17 protein-coding genes are annotated in these 16,386 nt (G+C 61.4%); 6 read left to right on the forward strand and 11 right to left on the reverse strand.

The window, feature by feature from the left end; genetic code table 11:
* Positions 1–3: 3 nt before the first annotated feature.
* The 4 genes from ACFQU1_RS20250 to ACFQU1_RS20265 all read left to right on the forward strand — a co-directional run bounded on the left by ACFQU1_RS20250 (position 4) and on the right by ACFQU1_RS20265 (position 2,608).
* Positions 4–696, forward strand: coding sequence for a hypothetical protein (locus ACFQU1_RS20250; RefSeq protein ID WP_378136838.1), 693 nt, complete (start codon positions 4–6; stop codon positions 694–696).
* Positions 629–1,339 carry a hypothetical protein gene (locus tag ACFQU1_RS20255; RefSeq protein WP_378136840.1) on the forward strand — a complete coding sequence of 237 codons (711 nt, stop codon included), beginning with the start codon at positions 629–631 and terminating at the stop codon, positions 1,337–1,339. The genes ACFQU1_RS20250 and ACFQU1_RS20255 overlap by 68 nt, the downstream gene beginning before the upstream one ends.
* The gene (locus ACFQU1_RS20260; RefSeq protein WP_378136041.1) at positions 1,330–2,127 is read left to right on the forward strand and encodes a hypothetical protein; all 798 of its coding nucleotides are present in this window, start codon (positions 1,330–1,332) and stop codon (positions 2,125–2,127) included. The genes ACFQU1_RS20255 and ACFQU1_RS20260 overlap by 10 nt, the downstream gene beginning before the upstream one ends.
* A gap of 76 nt (positions 2,128–2,203) precedes the next feature.
* Positions 2,204–2,608, forward strand: coding sequence for a GFA family protein (locus ACFQU1_RS20265; RefSeq protein WP_378136043.1), 405 nt, complete (start codon positions 2,204–2,206; stop codon positions 2,606–2,608).
* A 391-nt stretch (positions 2,609–2,999) separates the two neighbouring features.
* Here ACFQU1_RS20265 and ACFQU1_RS20270 read toward each other — a convergent pair whose 3' ends face one another.
* The 9 genes from ACFQU1_RS20270 to ACFQU1_RS20310 all read right to left on the reverse strand — a co-directional run bounded on the left by ACFQU1_RS20270 (position 3,000) and on the right by ACFQU1_RS20310 (position 11,355).
* On the reverse strand, positions 3,000–3,506 hold the full coding sequence (locus ACFQU1_RS20270) for a c-type cytochrome (RefSeq protein ID WP_378136045.1): 507 nt from the start codon (positions 3,504–3,506) through the stop codon (positions 3,000–3,002).
* Between the two features lie 178 nt (positions 3,507–3,684).
* Positions 3,685–4,317 (reverse strand): MarC family protein, encoded by a 633-nt coding sequence (locus ACFQU1_RS20275; RefSeq protein ID WP_378136047.1) that lies wholly within the window; start codon positions 4,315–4,317, stop codon positions 3,685–3,687.
* Between the two features lie 248 nt (positions 4,318–4,565).
* Positions 4,566–5,459: an efflux RND transporter periplasmic adaptor subunit gene (locus ACFQU1_RS20280; protein WP_378136049.1), complete on the reverse strand. Its 894-nt coding sequence runs from the start codon at positions 5,457–5,459 to the stop codon at positions 4,566–4,568.
* Complete coding sequence (locus tag ACFQU1_RS20285) at positions 5,456–5,665, reverse strand: DUF1656 domain-containing protein (RefSeq protein WP_378136051.1); 210 nt, start codon at positions 5,663–5,665, stop codon at positions 5,456–5,458. Before ACFQU1_RS20285 ends, ACFQU1_RS20280 begins: the two co-directional genes overlap by 4 nt.
* 4 nt (positions 5,666–5,669) lie before the next feature.
* Positions 5,670–7,724 (reverse strand): FUSC family protein, encoded by a 2,055-nt coding sequence (locus ACFQU1_RS20290; RefSeq protein ID WP_378136053.1) that lies wholly within the window; start codon positions 7,722–7,724, stop codon positions 5,670–5,672.
* Positions 7,721–8,200 carry a MarR family winged helix-turn-helix transcriptional regulator gene (locus tag ACFQU1_RS20295; protein ID WP_378136055.1) on the reverse strand — a complete coding sequence of 160 codons (480 nt, stop codon included), beginning with the start codon at positions 8,198–8,200 and terminating at the stop codon, positions 7,721–7,723. Before ACFQU1_RS20295 ends, ACFQU1_RS20290 begins: the two co-directional genes overlap by 4 nt.
* Positions 8,201–8,288: 88 nt before the next feature.
* Positions 8,289–8,660 carry a DUF202 domain-containing protein gene (locus ACFQU1_RS20300; RefSeq protein ID WP_378136057.1) on the reverse strand — a complete coding sequence of 124 codons (372 nt, stop codon included), beginning with the start codon at positions 8,658–8,660 and terminating at the stop codon, positions 8,289–8,291.
* Positions 8,661–8,861: 201 nt separating this feature from the next.
* Positions 8,862–9,212 (reverse strand): hypothetical protein, encoded by a 351-nt coding sequence (locus ACFQU1_RS20305; RefSeq protein ID WP_378136059.1) that lies wholly within the window; start codon positions 9,210–9,212, stop codon positions 8,862–8,864.
* A 25-nt stretch (positions 9,213–9,237) separates the two neighbouring features.
* Positions 9,238–11,355, reverse strand: coding sequence for a glycosyltransferase (locus ACFQU1_RS20310; protein WP_378136061.1), 2,118 nt, complete (start codon positions 11,353–11,355; stop codon positions 9,238–9,240).
* Between the two features lie 243 nt (positions 11,356–11,598).
* Between ACFQU1_RS20310 and ACFQU1_RS20315 the strand changes: the two genes are divergently transcribed.
* Positions 11,599–12,816, forward strand: a complete 1,218-nt coding sequence (locus tag ACFQU1_RS20315; RefSeq protein ID WP_378136063.1) for a polysaccharide pyruvyl transferase family protein — start codon at positions 11,599–11,601, stop codon at positions 12,814–12,816.
* Between the two features lie 229 nt (positions 12,817–13,045).
* Positions 13,046–13,762 carry a hypothetical protein gene (locus ACFQU1_RS20320; RefSeq protein WP_378136065.1) on the forward strand — a complete coding sequence of 239 codons (717 nt, stop codon included), beginning with the start codon at positions 13,046–13,048 and terminating at the stop codon, positions 13,760–13,762.
* Positions 13,763–13,905: 143 nt separating this feature from the next.
* On the opposite strand, the gene ACFQU1_RS20325 is transcribed toward ACFQU1_RS20320, so the two are convergent.
* A complete protein-coding gene (locus tag ACFQU1_RS20325; RefSeq protein WP_378136067.1) occupies positions 13,906–14,592 on the reverse strand; it encodes a class I SAM-dependent methyltransferase in 687 nt (228 codons plus the stop codon).
* Positions 14,593–15,089: 497 nt separating this feature from the next.
* On the reverse strand, positions 15,090–16,304 hold the full coding sequence (locus ACFQU1_RS20330; protein WP_378136068.1) for a tyrosine-type recombinase/integrase: 1,215 nt from the start codon (positions 16,302–16,304) through the stop codon (positions 15,090–15,092).
* Positions 16,305–16,386 lie beyond the last annotated feature (82 nt).

Here is a 16,386-nt window from a genome sequence, read left to right on the forward strand (position 1 = left end):
CCAGTGCCCACCCGTCGTCGTTTCCGCGAACTGGTCCTTGGTCCCGCGTTAGCCATTGATGAAAGGACACTTGCCAAACGGGTCTGCTCGAACGAGCCGATTGATCCGGAAGTGATCCTAGATCTTCTGCGCTCTAATCAATTTCGCTATGAAGATCCACGACGTTCGTCAGATCACAGCGTGTTTTGCAGATCGTTTGTTTGTGTGCAACGTAAGGGCGAGATCCTAACGTACAGGCTCGGCCGTTATCGGGAAGATCGGGACGCGTTTATTCACCGACGTTCTGCTGGTTTCTCAGCGCTAGTACATGACTTCGAGTTCACTCTGTTCAGTCAGTCTGATCTCGGGATTGTTGATTCCGGAATTCACGCCACAAAAATAGATCTCGACATTCCTGAACTGCCGAGCTCCGCTGCCGATCAGCAAACGGAAGGTTGGTTATCTCATTTCATATGGGTATCGGGCCCCGAGAGCAACGACCTCCTCGCGGTTGTGGCCTTCGAATGCCCATCGTGGTTCGAGCCGACCAAGCGCAGACTAGCCTTGAATGACGTGCGATGGCTTAGTCGACCTACGGCAGTTAATAATCTAGATGATTTTGACCCCTGGTCTAGGATGGTGCTCACGAGTGCCGCCAAAGGGCGCTTTTGGTCAGGAAAAGATCGTGCCGGTAGCGAGCAATTTGTTTCTCGATAAGGTAGAGAGCGACTATCTTCGGTCCCAAATTGATACCGGAGATAATGCCAAAATCAAAAATGCTCTCCAACGGCTGTGCAAACTCTACCGCGCCGGTCTTTTGGTCCGGCCCGACCAACGGATTGGGATCGTCAACTCAATTATCGGCACGGCGTATCGCCAAAGTATCGACGAGAAGGTGCGTCGATGGGTGCTGAATGCTCTTGCGCGTGTCGGGAGCGAGGACCAATGCATAGCGGTGGTTCAGCATCTGCTTCGGGCATGCTCTGATGAACCGCAGACGGTGGCATCCGGAATCGCGGCCGTATACAAGCTTTCTGTGAGGAGAAAGCCGGACGATGTGTTGCGCGGGCTAAGCTTTGACCCGAAAATGGTTACCCTTGCTGCATTGCAGCACGTTCGAGCAGATCAGCTCGATCTACGGGAGCTTCCCCTGGATGTTGACAAGGCTGGTCCAGATTTGTTGAAGCTCGCATTGATTGTTGTGGGATTAAATAGATCTCCCGAAAATCTTCTCAATCCAAGACACACGGATGCCGAGATGGTTCGCGTGTTGGGAGGACACGATGATGATGTCGTTTCGCAGTATAGTGTTGGGCTATTACTGAAAATGATAAGCTTGGTGCGTCGAATTTGGGTATAGATATAAGCCGTATCGAGGACCATCCAGCAAACGTTCGTGCGTGGGTTTTTCAGTTGCTTGCCATGGAAGCCAATAAAAGTAAATCGAACTGGGAGATCATTCGGCTGGGAATGTCGGATCCTTCTATCGAAGCTCGACGCGGGTTGGCAGTTGGACTTTTAGGAAATTTCATTGACATCTTTGAGGTATTGATTTTGGATTGGTTGGTCAATGAACCTGAGCTGGAAATACGCCAACTTCTCATTGAGCATCTCATCCGCAATGCCGATATGAGTGCTAACTACGAAAAATACGCGATTGAACTTTACGAAGCTGAAGCGCCCGGCTCATCTCTTCGACAACGTATGGAGGCGAGTGCCGTTCGGACGCCGCTGTATACGCGATTCAAGCAGATTGATGCCGGACCATTTGGTGATCTGTTCGGGGAGAGGAGCACTATAGTGGTAGAGAAGCAGTATAATATTGGTAGTATTCAGGGCGGTGCAATCAATGTGGGAGATGGGCAATCCACAAATCACGGGCCAACACAATCGCATTGGCTAAATGACCAAAGAAGTCAGGAGATCCAAGCGGATTTAGAAAAGCTGAAGGCGACGCTTATTGAATTGGAGATTGATCCAAGTCAGAAGGAAAAGGCGCTGACCTATGTTGCCGCAGCTAAACAAAATCCCTCGAAGGAGAGGCTGCAAACCGTGATCGACTTCGTCGATCAGCTTACCGGACTAGCTGAATCGACCAAAAAATTAGCGCCATACGTTTTGATGCTTCGGTCGTATTTTGGGGTTTAACGAAGCGCCCGGGTGGTTGAAACGTTAGCTAAACCTGCCGTCGGCCGCTTAGGGCGGAGATGTCCCGAGGACCCCCATGCTCAAAACCTACCACGGTAGCTGCCATTGCGGCCAGGTGCGGTTCGAGGCCGATATCGACCTCGCCGCCGGCACGGGCAAATGCAACTGCTCCATCTGCTGGAAGCGCCGCTATTGGGGCGCGGGGATCAAGCCCGAGGCTTTTCGGCTCATCCAAGGGGAGGGGGCGCTCGCCGACTATCAGTTCGGCACCGGCCAGGCGCATCATCGCTTCTGCCGCAGCTGCGGCGTCGCGACCTTCGGCGATGGCGACATTCCGGAGGTGGGCGGGGCCTATGTGTCCGTCAATCTGGCCGCGCTCGACGACCTCGACCCGGCGGAACTCGCGGAGGCCCCGGTGCGCACCATGGACGGGCGCCACGACAACTGGTTCAACGAACCGGCCGAGACGCGGCATTTGTGAGCGGCGTCATCCTGGGACGTCATGCCGGGGCGGGCCGCAGGCCCGAGACCGGCATCCAGAACCGATGTGGATCCCAACGAGGCTGGTCCGCAGATCCCGATCGAAAAAGCACAGCGTCCGTCCGATCGGGATGGCCGGGACAAGCCCGGCCATGATGGAGGAGGCTACAGAAGCGTCCCGCTCATCTGTTCACGGCATCGGCTCTGGATCCCGGACCCGGCCTCCGGCCGTTCCGGGATGACCGGATGCGCGGCTCGCGCGAACACGGGGCGCGCAGCCGAGCCTCCCACCGTCCGCCTGGGCCGCCAGCCTCCCCGGGCCGGCAGCCCGCCCCGGGCCGGCAGCCCGCCCCGGACGGCGGTCCGCCCCGGACGGCGGTCCGCCTCGGACCTTAGGGCACGACGACGGTGAGATAGGGCGCGGTGGGTTTCCCCGAGGCGCCGACCATCGGCGGCACGGCATTGCGGATGGGCTTCAGGCTCTTGAGATAGCCGGCGAGCGCGAAGGCGTCCTGATCGGTGAGCTTGCTGTAGGAGTGATAAGGCATCACCGGCACCAGCAGGCGCCCGTCCGGCCGCTCGCCGGTGCGCACGGCCTTGACGATATCCGCCTCGCTCCATTGGCCGAGCCCGGTCTCGCGGTCCGGCGTCAGGTTCGGCGGGTAGAAGATGCCGACGCCGGGGATCTGGAACCCGACATCCGAGCCGGCGAGCGCGCGCGTCATGTCCGGCTTGCCGAGCATGGTGCCCGGCGTGTGGCAGCCGGTGCAATCCATGATGGCGGCGAGATATTCGCCGCGCTTCAGCTTCTCCTGCGCCGCGGCCGGCTCGGCGAGCCCCAAGGCCGGCGCGCATAGCCCGGCAACGGCCGCGGCTTTCCTGACAATCGATCTCCACATGGTGAAGCCTCTCACGTCCCAAGGGCTCTGTCCGCAGGCGGCGCGTGGCCAGAGGCGCGCTGCCCGGACAGGCGCTGCGGTGACGCAGGGCGCCATCCGCAGCAGGCTTCTTTCTCCAGGATTGCGGCGTGGAATGCTGTGTCGGCGCGCACAGGATGTGGCCCGTGGAGAAGGCGGCCTAGATGGGCGGCAGCTTCAGCCAGCCGGTCAGCGCATTGAGCACGAGATTGACGGCGAGTGCCGCGAGAATGAGCCCCATGGTCCGGCGCAGGACATTGGCGCCGCCTGTGCCGATGAGCCGCTGCACTATGCTGCCGAGCAGGAAGATGGCGAGCATGCCGGCGAGCACGGCGACGAGGGCCGCGAGCGTCATGGCCTGGTGGCCCATGGAGAAGCGGTTGTTGTCCGTGAGCAGCACAATGGTGAGCATGGCGCCGGGGCCGGCGATGATCGGCGTCGCCAGCGGATAGACGGCGATGTCCATGACGGTCTGGCCCGAGGAGGCGGGCCCGGTCCCGTGCTTCGTCTCGCCTAGCACCATCGTGATGGCGAAGAGGAAGAGGATGATGCCGCCGGCTATCTGGAAGGAAAGCAGCGAGATGCCCATGGCCTGAAGCAGGAGCTGGCCGGCGAGGGCGAAGAAAACGAGAATGCCGAAGGCGATGAGGATGGCGATGACCGCCGCCCGGCGCTTCTCCCGGGCATCGAGCGCCGTGGTGACGCCGATGAAAAGCGGCAGATGGCCGATGGGGTCGAGCACCGCCCAGAGGGTGACGAGCTGGGTAAGAAAGAGCGATTGGTCATTCAGCATCGATGTCTCATGCGGAAGCCTTGAGGTGCCCGCGAGGGGCTGCCGACGGGATCGGCCCCGAGTGAGCGTTATTCGCGAAGCATTTTCAAGGAAAAATGCTGAGCCGACGACGTGGAGACCGCACGAGCGGCAGTAATGCCGCGTCTCACAGGGGCTTGGAAATGCGCAGTCGACGTAAAGCGCCGATAGGCCGCTGCGATAACGCTAGCAAATCGCCAATAGGGTGCTCTCGGCGTGGGGCTCGCGCGTCAGCGTTCGGCGGTGCGATCGTCCGGGCGATTTTGGCCGGGCAGCACGTTGACGGTTGCGGTCAGGCCGGCGATAAGGCGCGCATTCTCCGGCACTTTGTCGAAGGCGATGCGCACGGGCACGCGCTGCGCGAGCCGCACCCAGGTGAAGGTCGGGTTGATATTGGCGAGGAGGCCGGCGTTGCGTTCGCGGTCCTCGATGCCGCCGGCAATGCTCTCCACATGACCGGTGATCAGGCCGGACTGGCCCATGAGCTTGATGGAGGCGGCATCGCCTACATGGATGCGAGGCAGCTTCGTCTCCTCGAAATAGCCCTCGACGCGGAGCGAATCCGTGTCGACCAGCGCCGCCTGGGCCGAGCCCGCGGCCACATAGTCGCCGGGCCGCAGCGAGAAGTTGCTGACGATGCCGTTGACGGGGGCCTTCACCTCCGAGCGCTCCAGATTGAGCCGGGCGAGGTCGCGGCTGGCGAGCGCCTGGCGGTAATTGGCGTCGGCCTGCGCCTCGGCGGAGACGGCCTGCTCCTTCTGCTGTTCGGAGGCGAAATCGCCGAGCCGCTCGCGCCGCTCGCGGTCGCGATGCGCCTGGTCGAGGACCGCCTTGGTGCCCGCCACCGCCGCCTCCGCCTGGTCGAGGGCGATGGCGAAGCGCTGCCGGTCGACGCGGAACAACAGGTCGCCCTTCTTCACCACCTCGTTGTCGTGCACCAGCACCTCGCTGACGAGGCCGGAGACGTCGGGCGCCACGCCGACGACATCGGCGCGCACGCGCGCATCGCGCGTCCACGGCTCGTTCATATAGTGGTTCCACAGCTCCCGCCCGGCGAGGACCGCCCCGGCGACGACGACGAGGGTGACGAGCACACGCAACGCGACTTTGACAAACCTGTTCATGACCACAACCAGCGGGTGAAGGAAAACATCGCGCCGAGCAGGATGACGTAGAGCGCAACGTCGAAGAGGCCGCGATGCCAGACGAGGGCATAGGCACCCGTCCAGGCGAGCACCCGGCGCACGGCGATGCTCACGACATAGGTCACGAACATCAGCGCGAGAAGCCCGGGGATATAGACGCCATAGATATCGATTTCTTCAGGCATCGGCCTACTCCGCGGCGATCGGCAGCGCGGCCGAGGCGGGGCCGTCCTCGACATGCGGCGCAGGCGCATGCGGGAAGAGCGCACGGCGCAGGCCGACGAGCGCATCGACCGCCTCCCGGCCGCGGACGCCATCACCGCTCAAGCGCCAGAGCGCCTGGTCGATATCGGCGAGGAGGTCGGGCGACGGCGCGACCGCCCGGCCGGTCGCCAGCCGCTCTTGAAAGAGATGCGCGATGCCGGTGAGGACGGCGCCGACCGCCGCGGCATCGGATCTTGCGAGATGGCTGCCTTCGCGCTGCAGCACCAGAATATTGAAGCCCATGCGCACCTCGGCATAGCCGTCGACCTGGCCCAGATCGCGATCCTCGATCGCCGCGAGCCGCGGCACCAGCTGGGCAAGACGGTCCAGCATGCGGCCGGCGAGCTTCTCATGGTCGCTCAGCCGCGTGCCGGCCGCGGTCTCCGCGAGGTCCGCCCAGCCGGCCCGCACGAGGCGCCGCGCCGCGAGCTCCGCCCCGAAGGGCCGCGCGATCAAGGTCCACACCAGCGCGAAGCCCACGCCGCCGAGTGCTGCGATCGCCTCATTGGCGAAGGTCGTGAAATCCGCGCCATAGCGATTCTGCAAGGCGATGAAGGAGGCGGTGTTCACTGTCATCAGCATCGCCAAGAGGTTGAACTGCGGCCGCGGGATCAGCGTTCCCAGAATGAGGAAGGGAACGGCGAAAACGACGACGAGCATTTCGTAGCCGTGGATCGCCGGCAGGATGCCGAAAAGATAGACGAAAGACGCGAGGAGGCTGACGGCGCACCAGATGCACATGGAGAAGATGAAGGGGGCCGGCCGGTCCTGGGCGGCGAAGAACGACGAGGCGACGGCCGCCAACATCACGAAGCTCGCGCCGTTCTGCCAGCCGATCAGGATCCAGATGGCGCAGGCGACGAAAGTGGAGACGACGACCGAGCCCGCCGAGAACAGCATCAGGCCGTAGTCGTAATAGCGCGTGCTGGCGACCACCGGCCGGTCGACGAACTTCGGTCGCCAGCCGCGCGCCGGCCGGCCGTTGGCGATCTGCTCGTGGAGCGACAGGCAGTCCGCCCAGAGATCGACGATTTCCTTGAGCCGCGACAGCGCGCTCGACAGGATGAGATCGTGCCAGTCGAAGGAATGACCGGCCGGCTTGAGGGCGGCGATATCGGCGTGAAACGTCTGTGCTTGCGCGGCCGCCGCGGCGCCGCCCTTCAACCAGTCGGCGATGCGGCCAAGGAGCGGCGCGAGCCCCGAGGGCAGTCCTCTGCCGTCGGCTTTCAGCGCGTGCAGGCGGTCGGCGAGCGAGGAAAAGAGCGGCAGCAGCATCATCAGCCGGCCGCGCAATTGCCGCGCGTGCTGGTCGACGTCGCGCGCGCCTGCATCGTAGCTGAGCTGGCTGATCAGGAGGTCCAGGCCGGCGATATCGGTCGCGAGCTGTTGCCGTTTGAGCGGTGTTGCCGGCGTCGCGCCTTCGCCGCGCAGGATGTCCGCCGCCCAGGCTGCGGCATCGTCGAGCCAGCGCCTGATGCGTGTGCTGAGGAGCTTGCCGACGCTCATCGGAAAGACGCTGATATTGACGATGCTGGCACAGGTGATGCCGATGATGATTTCCTCGCTGCGGGCGAGGGCCGTGTCGAAGATCGTCTCGGGCGTGCCGATGCCCGGCAGCGCGATCAGCGGCAGCGAATAGCCGGCGAGCATGAAGACATAGCTGCGCGGCGTGCGGTCGAGCATCGAGATATAGAGCAGGGTGCCCGTCCAGAGCGCGACGGCGAGGCTCAGCAGTTCCGGGGAATTGACGAGCAGCGGCACGAAGAAGACGGAGGCGGCCGCCCCGATGAGGGTGCCAAGCGCGCGGTAGAGGCCCTTGGAGCTCGTCGCGCCGGCGAGCGGGTTGGCGACGACATAGACGGCCGCCATCGCCCAATAGGGGCGCGGCAGATCGAACCAGAGCGCGATATAGAGCGCCAGCATCGAGGCCAGAAAAGCCTTCGCGGAGAAGGCCCAATCCCGCCAGGACGGCAAGCTCATGACGAGGCCTCCGTCTCGGCTTCGGCAGGCTGCACCGAGCCGGCCGCCGCGGCGTCGGCGAAGGCCTGCAGCACGCGCAGCGCCGCCTCGAGATCCTCCTTGGCGACATCCGCGAGAATGCGCGCCCGGTGCTCGACGAGCAGCTCCTCGAGCCGCGCGGCGAAGCGCTCGCCGTCCTCCGTCAGCCACAGCGTCTTGGCGCGCCGGTCGGTCGGATCATCCTTGCGCACCACGAGGCCCGAGGCCTCGAGCTGGTCGAGCAGACGCACGAGCGAAGGCCCCTCGATGCCGACATAGCTCGCGAGCGCCACCTGCCGAATGCCGCCGCCGAGCCGCCCGATCCACAGGAGCGGCGCCGCAGAGGCCTCCGAGATATTGTGCGCAACAAGCACCTGATCGGTGAACCGGCGCCACAGCCGGCCCGTCTGCAGCAGGGCGGCCGTGAAGTTGCGGCGTAGCAGGTCCAGATCATTCATTTCTATTAATTAGCATTCGAATGAAATTTTGCATCCCGGCGACGCTGCGGCATTCTGGCGCCATGGTCACCGAGCAGAAGCTGTCCGCTCACTGGGCGGGGCCGAACCACACCCCGATCAGTGCGGCCAAGGCGACCAGCGCGAGAAAGCCGTTGACGATCATGAGGAGGGCCGGCGGAATGCGCCCAACGTCGGGCTTAGGGGGCGGCAGGCCGGGAAAAAGCTGCCGCCACACGGCCGCGCAGAAGCAGAAGGCGCTGAACAGCACGAGCAGCGTCCCGGTGGCGATGATCACCCAGTTTGGAACGAGGTCGGCGAGCAGCTTCTTGGCGCCAATGCCTGCGGCGAGCGAGCCGAGGCCGAGCTGCACCCAGGAGGCATAGGTGCGCTCCGCCGCGAGCACCGTGCGGTCGGCCGCCAATTCCGTCCGTCGATCTGCGCTTTCGTTGAGGTTAGACATGCCGCTCTCCTCCGACCGTGGAACAACGCATGGCGTGTTCTGCGGTTCGATCGGAGGTATGGGCAGCGGCACCGGAACGGCTAGGGGCCAGCCGATAGCAGGCTCGGTGCAAGCACCGGCGTGGGTGGCGTGGGGCGCTGATGGGCGGTGTGCTTGAGGCGACGAGGTATCCCCGCCGGCGATTGCGGGGAAGAAAATCCGTCAGACGCGGCGCCGGAGGCGGGCGATCATGCGCCGGACGGGGAACAGCTTGATCCAAAGCCAGTGAACCGGCCGCAGGATTTTCCTGTGCCAGGAAGCGACGAGCCGGAGTTCACCAAGCACCGCGCGGAGCTCGTTGTCCAGCGGGCCGCTCACCTCAGCAGGAAAGCCGCCGAGCCGGCGTTCAATCTCCGTTTTCGCCCGCGCCCGCTCCGCCTTCATGGCGGCTTTGAGCTCGCTGCTTTCAATTTCGGCTATTCTGCGGATCTCCCTCGCGCGCTGTTCCAGCACCGTCACGAGCTTCTGCAGGCGCTCGATCTCCCGGTCCTTCTCCTGCAGGGCCGCGAGCAAAGACTCGTATTGCGTCGTGCTGTCCTTAAAGGGGATAGGCTCGGACATCGACGGTTGCCTCATCATGCAGATTGAAAATATCGGCGACCCGCCGCACATACGACTGCCACGAATGCCGCTCACGTATCAAATCCGACGCGCCTTGCACCAGACGAGGGCCGAGACTGGGCTCATTGGCCAAGCGGACGATCGCGTCGCAATAGGCCTTTGCCATGTCGGCATCGCTGGCGAGCGACGGTAACAAGATGCCGGTCTCGCCGTCGATCACGAGTTCGGCGATCCCGCCCACATTTGGTGCGACGACGATCAGGCCCGCAGCCATGGCCTCCAGAAGGACATTCGGCAGCCCATCGCACCAGCTCGTGTAAACAAATGTCGAGTATTTGCTAAGCTGGAGCGAATGAAAGCCCTCATAAGCACCATGATAAGTGAGATTGGCAAAGCCGCGGAGTGCACCCGGATCGAAGTGACCGAAGACGGAAGTGCCATACGCATCTATGATCAATTCAGGCTTACGCGGATGTAGCGCAGCCGCAATCAGCGGCAGCAGGGTTGGACGTTTCTGCCGGTCCAATCTGGAGGCCCAGAGAATGTGGTCGCATGCATCTGCCGTTCGGGTCGGGATCGACGCTGGAGCTTCCACCGGAGCATAGAGACGCTGCCACTTTTCCCGGTGCAAGCCAATCCGATGCTGGTCTCGGTGAATTGTTGTGTCGTTATCGCTTACGATCCGCGAAATGTGTGGAAGATTGGCAGATATGATAGGTAGTGACGAATAGTGAACGACCATATGACCGTCTTCTATCTCTTCCTCGTCAAGGAAGCGATAGTACGTGACATCGCGGCCAGTGAGCGCCGACCCGAAACGCTTCAAAAACATGTCGCCGAATGTAGACGGCCGAACATGAATGCGGGCGTCGGGACAACTCGACTGAACGATTTTGAGCGCCAGCAGGCAGCGCTGCTCGAGAGATGTCGACGCACACAGATGGTGCAAATTCAGCACGGTCACGTTCGGCGGATATTTGCCCAGCGACGAGTGGCCGTCAAAATCCTCCCCGAGGATCACCAGTATTTCCCGGAAGGGATTGCGCTGGTACATCGCCTCCATAATGGCCAAAAGGTACCGTTCCGCTCCCCCGCGAGAGACGAACGGGCATAGAAACACCTCATCGAAGACGCGTCGTTCGAGGGCCCGGCAGATCGTGTGATAGGCCCGTCCGACGGCAAAGTCGGATTGAAGATTGGACCAGATCGGGGCGTGCTGGTATCGCCAGAGTTGTATCTCCGGCTCAATCGTCTGTGCCTTCTCTATCAGGACCTTCGTCTCGTCGGCGCCCAGGAAGTCCCGAGCCGCGCGATTGACCTCGTCCAGGGATATCTGCGGCGCCGGATCCCCGAGATACGGCTGGCATATTTTGAGGTATGTCGTCGGTTCGAACAATTTGGACGGCGGAATTTGACGGGTCGAAAGCGCATCCGCTTGGTTGAGCAGGCTGTCCGGACGTCTTCTGTAGAACAGGATCGTTCCCGGCACGACCTTCACATCGAGACCAGCCGCGACGCATTCGGCGTTGAAGTGCCAGTCTTCATAGGCATAGCCACGGCTCAATCGCAGGTCAGCATATTGAATGCGTTGAAAGACGCTGCGGTGAGCACATAGCCGGGATATGTAGGGGTGGAGATCTGCGAACGAGAATGGTGTTGCATCCGTTAAAGAACGGTATTGTGCTGTGTAAACTTCAGCCCCGAACATTAAAACGTATTCAGGGAAGACTAGAGTAGTTGGCCCGGACTCCGTACAAGTGCGATACAGACTCGTAAAATAGTTTTCGGAAACGAGGTCGTCCCCATCGGCAGTGAAGATAAACTCACCGGACGCTGCCTGAACACCGGCATTACGGGCAAGCCCCAGCGAGCCAAAGTCCGCTTCGATCACGTTCACCGTGGCATAGAGGCTGAGGTCGTGCTCGCGGAGAACCCTGCGCGTATCCGCGTCGGCGCGGTCGAGGACGGCGACGAGCTCCAGCCGCAACCCCGCCTGAGCGGCGAACCGGACCGCGTCGTCCATCGAAAGGAGCGTCCGCTTCAGGAAGACGGCCTCTCGATGCAGATTAAGGATGACAGCGGCGTCGATCTGCATTCCCTTAGGGGGGCTCATCGCGAGTAGCCATACCATTAGTGGACCTAGGGGTGTGCTAACGCCTCCTCTCGGCTCAGTCAACGTAATCACGCGAGTGAGGATGGCACTACCGGCTAAGAGGCCGAAGAAGAAGTCAGCTGCTCGTTACAATCTCGGCGTGACGACGGCAGTGACATCCGGCGGTGATTGGAATATGGCTGCGGACCTAGGGGAGACCGGGGCAAGCATGGACGAGGGCAGAGAGTGTCAGATCAAGCGGTCGGTCTCACAGGCACGCGAAGCGATCCGTTTCTCGGATTCCTATCGTCTCTGTCGGGCGAACACGTCCATTTTTATCCCAAGTCCGGCAATGCTGGCGACGGCTTTATAACCTATGCGACGTACCTTTTGTTCAAGCGGTACGGCATTACGGCCACGATCCACAAGCAGGGAGATGACGTTGAAGGGCAGACCGTTCTGATTGGTGGGGGGGGTAATCTTGTTCAAGGCCGGTATGGCGATGTCGCCGAACTTGTCCGGAGACTAGGAGCCAAGAACAACGTCGTCGTAATGCCGCACACAATCGTGGGCTTCGCCGATGTGCTGGCAGAGACGCATCGCAACCTCACGGTTTTCTGTCGGGAACGAGTTTCATACGATTTAGCCCTGGCCAACGGATCCAATCCGGCTTCGACCTATCTCTCCGAGGACATTGTCTTCTTTCTCGATGACGATCATTTCAAGGAGCATTTCCAGTCGGGTGAGGGAACCCTCACCGCAGTGCGGGAGGACGGCGAGACGTCGGGGACTTTTCCCGTACCTCCCGGAAATATCGATATCTCCATGTCATGGAACGGCGATCTCTGGACGTCCGAAGAATTTGCTCGACACTCGACCCATACCATGGCCGCCTATATCGCACCCCACGAGACCGTTCTCACCGACCGGCTCCACGTGGCCATTCTGTCGGCCTTTCTGCAAAAGCGCGTCTTCGTGATGCCGAATGCGTACTTCAAAAACCGTGCCATATTTGAGCACTCTCTCAAGCCACGATTTCCTAAAGTGCGGTTCGTGAACACGCTGCCGACAGTTGACGCGACGGTCGAGGAGATCTCCGCCACCGACAAGCTCCACCGCGCGCAGCAGGTAATTACGGAGTTGCAGAAAAATGCAGATGGGTTGCGGCAGGAAGAAATTCTGCTGCAGCGGAAAGCAGTTGTTCTGCAGCAGAACGTAGAGGAGCTTGAACGCGAGGTGGCGCGCTGCAAGGCTGAGATCGCTGCTAGGTCCGAGCACAGCAGGACTTATGAGGAGCGGGTCGCTCGCTTGCAGGCAGACCTCGATGAAACGTATGCGCAGAGAGAGCAACTCGCAGACCACGCGCGATTGCTTGATGAGCAGATTAGAGCGATCAAGGAATCGACGAGTTGGCGCGTCACAGGCCCGCTGCGAAAGGCAGCTCGCCTCATTCGCCGCAAGTAACGTCTTGATCGGAACCGGTGTCACGGCCCCTTCAGACCCGGGGCGTTATCAAAGCAAGACGTATGATACCCGTGCGGAGAGGACCGTAGCAACGCCCAAGAGTGTTCACGAAAGAGCCGGCTGCAGGTGCGCTTCCCGTTGGCGATTAGCCAACCTCCGGGGCACTGGTCAGCTTGTTCGTCGTATTGAGCCTATGCTAAGAACGCCGCCACATCTTCAGGAGATCTGAATGGCCGAATTGCCCGATCCGACAATTTTTCAGAACCACATCATCCGCGAACACGTTGCCGGTCTGAGCTTTGTCGACATCGGCGGGCTCTGGGGGACGGTCAACGAGAAGGTGACCTTGGCCTTAGCTGCTGGCGCTCGTTCCGCCACTATGGCTGACATGCAAACGCCTGGAAACGAGTGGTGGGCCAAATTCGAGCAACGCGCCAAGGACCTTGGCTACACGAACTATGATAGCAAGCACGTCAATTTGGACGACCCGCAGATTCAGGGGACTCTAGGACGTTTTGATTTCGTGCACTGCTCCGGCATCATTTATCATGTCCCGTCACCCGTCTACACGCTGGACCGGCTCGCGAGTGTAACGACGAAATACCTTCTTCTCGGCTCAATGGTTGTTCCGGAGAAAGTCGAAAATCAATTCGGCAGCCTCGACTTCACAGGTGGCCGGACCGTCTTTATCCCGGGAATGGATGATCAGGTGCGCGCTATCATGGCGGAGCACTTCACCCAGAGCGGCATCGAAATTATGCACTTCAACCGCGCTTACAGTGAGCCATTTCGCTTACCAGACGGAAGCGCGAACTACGGCCCCTGGTGGTGGCTATGGTCGCCAAGCATGATGATCAAGATGCTTGAAGCTTGCAATTTCCGGGTGATTGCTGACCATCCAGAATGGGGCGGCCGTTCTCATTATTTCTTCTGCGAGCGGGTTTAGTCGGAAACCCGCATTTGGGCGGGTGGCCAGTCGTAAAGGTATGTTTCGTCAAGGAAGCCGAACTGCTCGCCGCGATCGAGGCCAGTGCGGTTACCACAATTGAGCAGATCGACGAGGTGCGCCGGCGGCGAACTAGCCCAGCGTCACAGCCGCCGGATCGCAAGCTGGGCGCCTCGGTAGAGAATTTCGTACTTACCCGGAATAACGGTGAGGAAAGCCTCTATTGCGAGCTTTGGCCGCTCTCCTTTTAGGTCGAATTCATAATCATCCCAAAGCAGAATGCCTCCGGCCCCAAGGAGAGGCCAAGCGAGGGCACTGTCCGCAAGTACATCGACCTGCTCATGGCTCCCGTCGATATAGATGAAATCAAATCGGCGGGCTGCTTGCCCAAGCCGATCTAAGGCCGACACCGAGCGGGCGACGATCTTTTCCACGCGGTCCCCGAACTCTGCTACGTTTTGCGTGAATCGGTGCTCGGATTGCCTCGCAACGGCCAAATAGCGTTCGTCGCCAGGGTGAAAGCTGGGGTTGCCGGTAAACGGATCGACGCATGTCACGCGAGACCGTGGCAGATAATTCAGAAAGAAGACGGCAGAGCGGCCCTCCCAGCTGCCGATTTCAAGGATTTCAATCGCCTTGTCCTTGAGCGGCCCGAGCAGATCACGCCAAACCGGGAAATTGTGAGACGTCCAATCTGAGGTGAAATCCTTGTGGTCGAACCACCGGCCGGCGTCCCATTCGGTAACTGGATCTTGGGCGGCGGGGAGCCGCTCATTGTCGCCCGTCGCTGCCTCAGGACCGCGGCGCCGTTTGAACAAGGTCGAAAGCATATATTTCCCTCCGCGGACTACTCTCTTAGCGAGCCCCGCGGAACTTAGCTCGATTGATTAGCCCCGTCACCGCCTTACCGGGCGGTGCTTGGGATCGCCCGGATCGGTGATCTCAGGATGCCGAGACGGGAGATCCGGAAACGCAGGCGCCCCATGCCGAATTGTCCCCGCTTAAGCTCGCAATTACGGATGATGAGCTTGTAGTGCCCCGGCGGGCCCGTCAGAGAGATCAACACGACCGAGCCCTGCCGTGGGGGACACAGGAAGCGATTCCGGCCGCTCGACCGGTCCATCCACTGTCTTCGTCTAATGCGGCAGGTGTTTGCTTGGTCGGAGTGGCAGGATTCGAACCTGCGACCCCCTCGTCCCGAACGGCCAGTTTTCACCTGTAAGCCTTGCGCTTCCTAGGGATTGCGTTTCGTTTGAACCTCTTTTGTTCACGCTTGCCCAGGTAATTCATGGGCATTTCCTGGGCGCGTTCACGTCCCGTTTGCCTATCAGCGCCGACCACCGAAGGCGCCGGCCGCACCCTCCTGGAAGTCGGGATGGTGGTGACCGTACCCCTCTTGCAGCTGCTCGACGGTCATGCCAAGCGAGCCGGCGGCTTCCCATAGATCGGTGCCGGCGTGCATCTGCCAGGTGGCGGCCGTGTGTCGCATTACGTGCGGCACCACCTCCGGCCCAAGCCCGGCGTCGGCCACAATGCCTTCCCATCCGCTGCGGATCCTCCCCGCAAGGGGTGACCCGTCCGGCTTGTGGATGACGAAGACCGTGGCCTCATCCCGCCATCGATCCGCCTCGGCGTCGATGCGTGACCATCTCTGCAGATGCGGCATGAGGCGATGAGGCAGCCGGGCAGGGGGCCGACGCTTCTTCGTCTCCCGCTCTCCTACGCCGCGCCGATAGAGAACGCCTCTATCCAGGTCGATCCACCCCCCGGTCGTATTGGCGTGCCACTGGAGCCGCTCGATCGCTTTATGCCGGGTGCCCGTATAGACCCCGATCAGAAGGAAGCGGGCGATATGCCGGCGGCGTGTCCGCGTGACCTTGTCGCGGCGCTCAGGTCGCCATGCCCCTTGATCGCCGTCCCAGATAAAGCCGAGAGACGCGGCTAGCAGCCGGGCCACTTCCTGCCGAGTGAACCAGCGCTCACGCGGGGCGGATTTCTCCGGCAGCGTCACCTTCGGCACGAAGTCGAGGGTGAATTCCTTGTGATAGAGGTTGATCGCGGCTCGAAGGACCTCAAGCTCGCGCCGCGCCGTTGCGGGCGATATGCGCTTCTTGAGGGCCTCTTTGCTCTTCGCCTGCTTCAGCGGCTGCGATATCCGCCATGCGGTATAATCGCGGCAGCTCTGCCCCTTGACGGCGGCCAGGGTTTTATCGCCCCACCAGTCCATGAGGGTGTCTGCCATCCCGAGCATCTCCTCGAAGCGCTCCAGGGTTTCCGGGGACGCATCATCGGGCGGCTTCTTCTGCCGTGTGTAGAAGGTGATCAGGTCGCTGAGGTTGACCGTAGCGGGAGAACTTGCGCCGGTGGTCGGGTTGTGGAGGCTCCCGAGGTACTCTTCAAGGAAACGCGCAGCTCCCTCAACGTCTTCTTCCCTGCAGCCTGTGCTGATTTCCCGGCCTCGGTGGAGAATGACCCAGACGGTTGGGCGCCCGGCCCGCTCTCTGGGATAGAGGCGGGGAGGGGCGGCTTTGCGGCCCGGCATGGCGTGGTCATCTCCCTTATGGCGCGTGGCGTGGTCAGATCCTTGCCCGCCACGCGCGCAACTGCAAGCTCGCCTTTACGCA

It is taken from the genome of Chelatococcus sp. GCM10030263 (genome assembly GCF_042666455.1).
Classification (GTDB): Bacteria; Pseudomonadota; Alphaproteobacteria; order Rhizobiales; family Beijerinckiaceae; genus Chelatococcus.

Coding starts and splice junctions, on each gene's coding strand:
- ACFQU1_RS20265 (WP_378136043.1), top strand. CDS start 2,204: ATGCTCAAAACCTACCACGGTAGCTGCCATTGCGGCCAGGTGCGGTTC.
- ACFQU1_RS20295 (WP_378136055.1), bottom strand. CDS start 8,200: ATGAATGATCTGGACCTGCTACGCCGCAACTTCACGGCCGCCCTGCTG.
- ACFQU1_RS20270 (WP_378136045.1), bottom strand. CDS start 3,506: ATGTGGAGATCGATTGTCAGGAAAGCCGCGGCCGTTGCCGGGCTATGC.
- ACFQU1_RS20290 (WP_378136053.1), bottom strand. CDS start 7,724: ATGAGCTTGCCGTCCTGGCGGGATTGGGCCTTCTCCGCGAAGGCTTTT.
- ACFQU1_RS20320 (WP_378136065.1), top strand. CDS start 13,046: ATGGCCGAATTGCCCGATCCGACAATTTTTCAGAACCACATCATCCGC.
- ACFQU1_RS20280 (WP_378136049.1), bottom strand. CDS start 5,459: ATGAACAGGTTTGTCAAAGTCGCGTTGCGTGTGCTCGTCACCCTCGTC.
- ACFQU1_RS20330 (WP_378136068.1), bottom strand. CDS start 16,304: ATGCCGGGCCGCAAAGCCGCCCCTCCCCGCCTCTATCCCAGAGAGCGG.
- ACFQU1_RS20325 (WP_378136067.1), bottom strand. CDS start 14,592: ATGCTTTCGACCTTGTTCAAACGGCGCCGCGGTCCTGAGGCAGCGACG.
- ACFQU1_RS20300 (WP_378136057.1), bottom strand. CDS start 8,660: ATGTCTAACCTCAACGAAAGCGCAGATCGACGGACGGAATTGGCGGCC.
- ACFQU1_RS20275 (WP_378136047.1), bottom strand. CDS start 4,317: ATGCTGAATGACCAATCGCTCTTTCTTACCCAGCTCGTCACCCTCTGG.
- ACFQU1_RS20310 (WP_378136061.1), bottom strand. CDS start 11,355: ATGCAGATCGACGCCGCTGTCATCCTTAATCTGCATCGAGAGGCCGTC.
- ACFQU1_RS20285 (WP_378136051.1), bottom strand. CDS start 5,665: ATGCCTGAAGAAATCGATATCTATGGCGTCTATATCCCCGGGCTTCTC.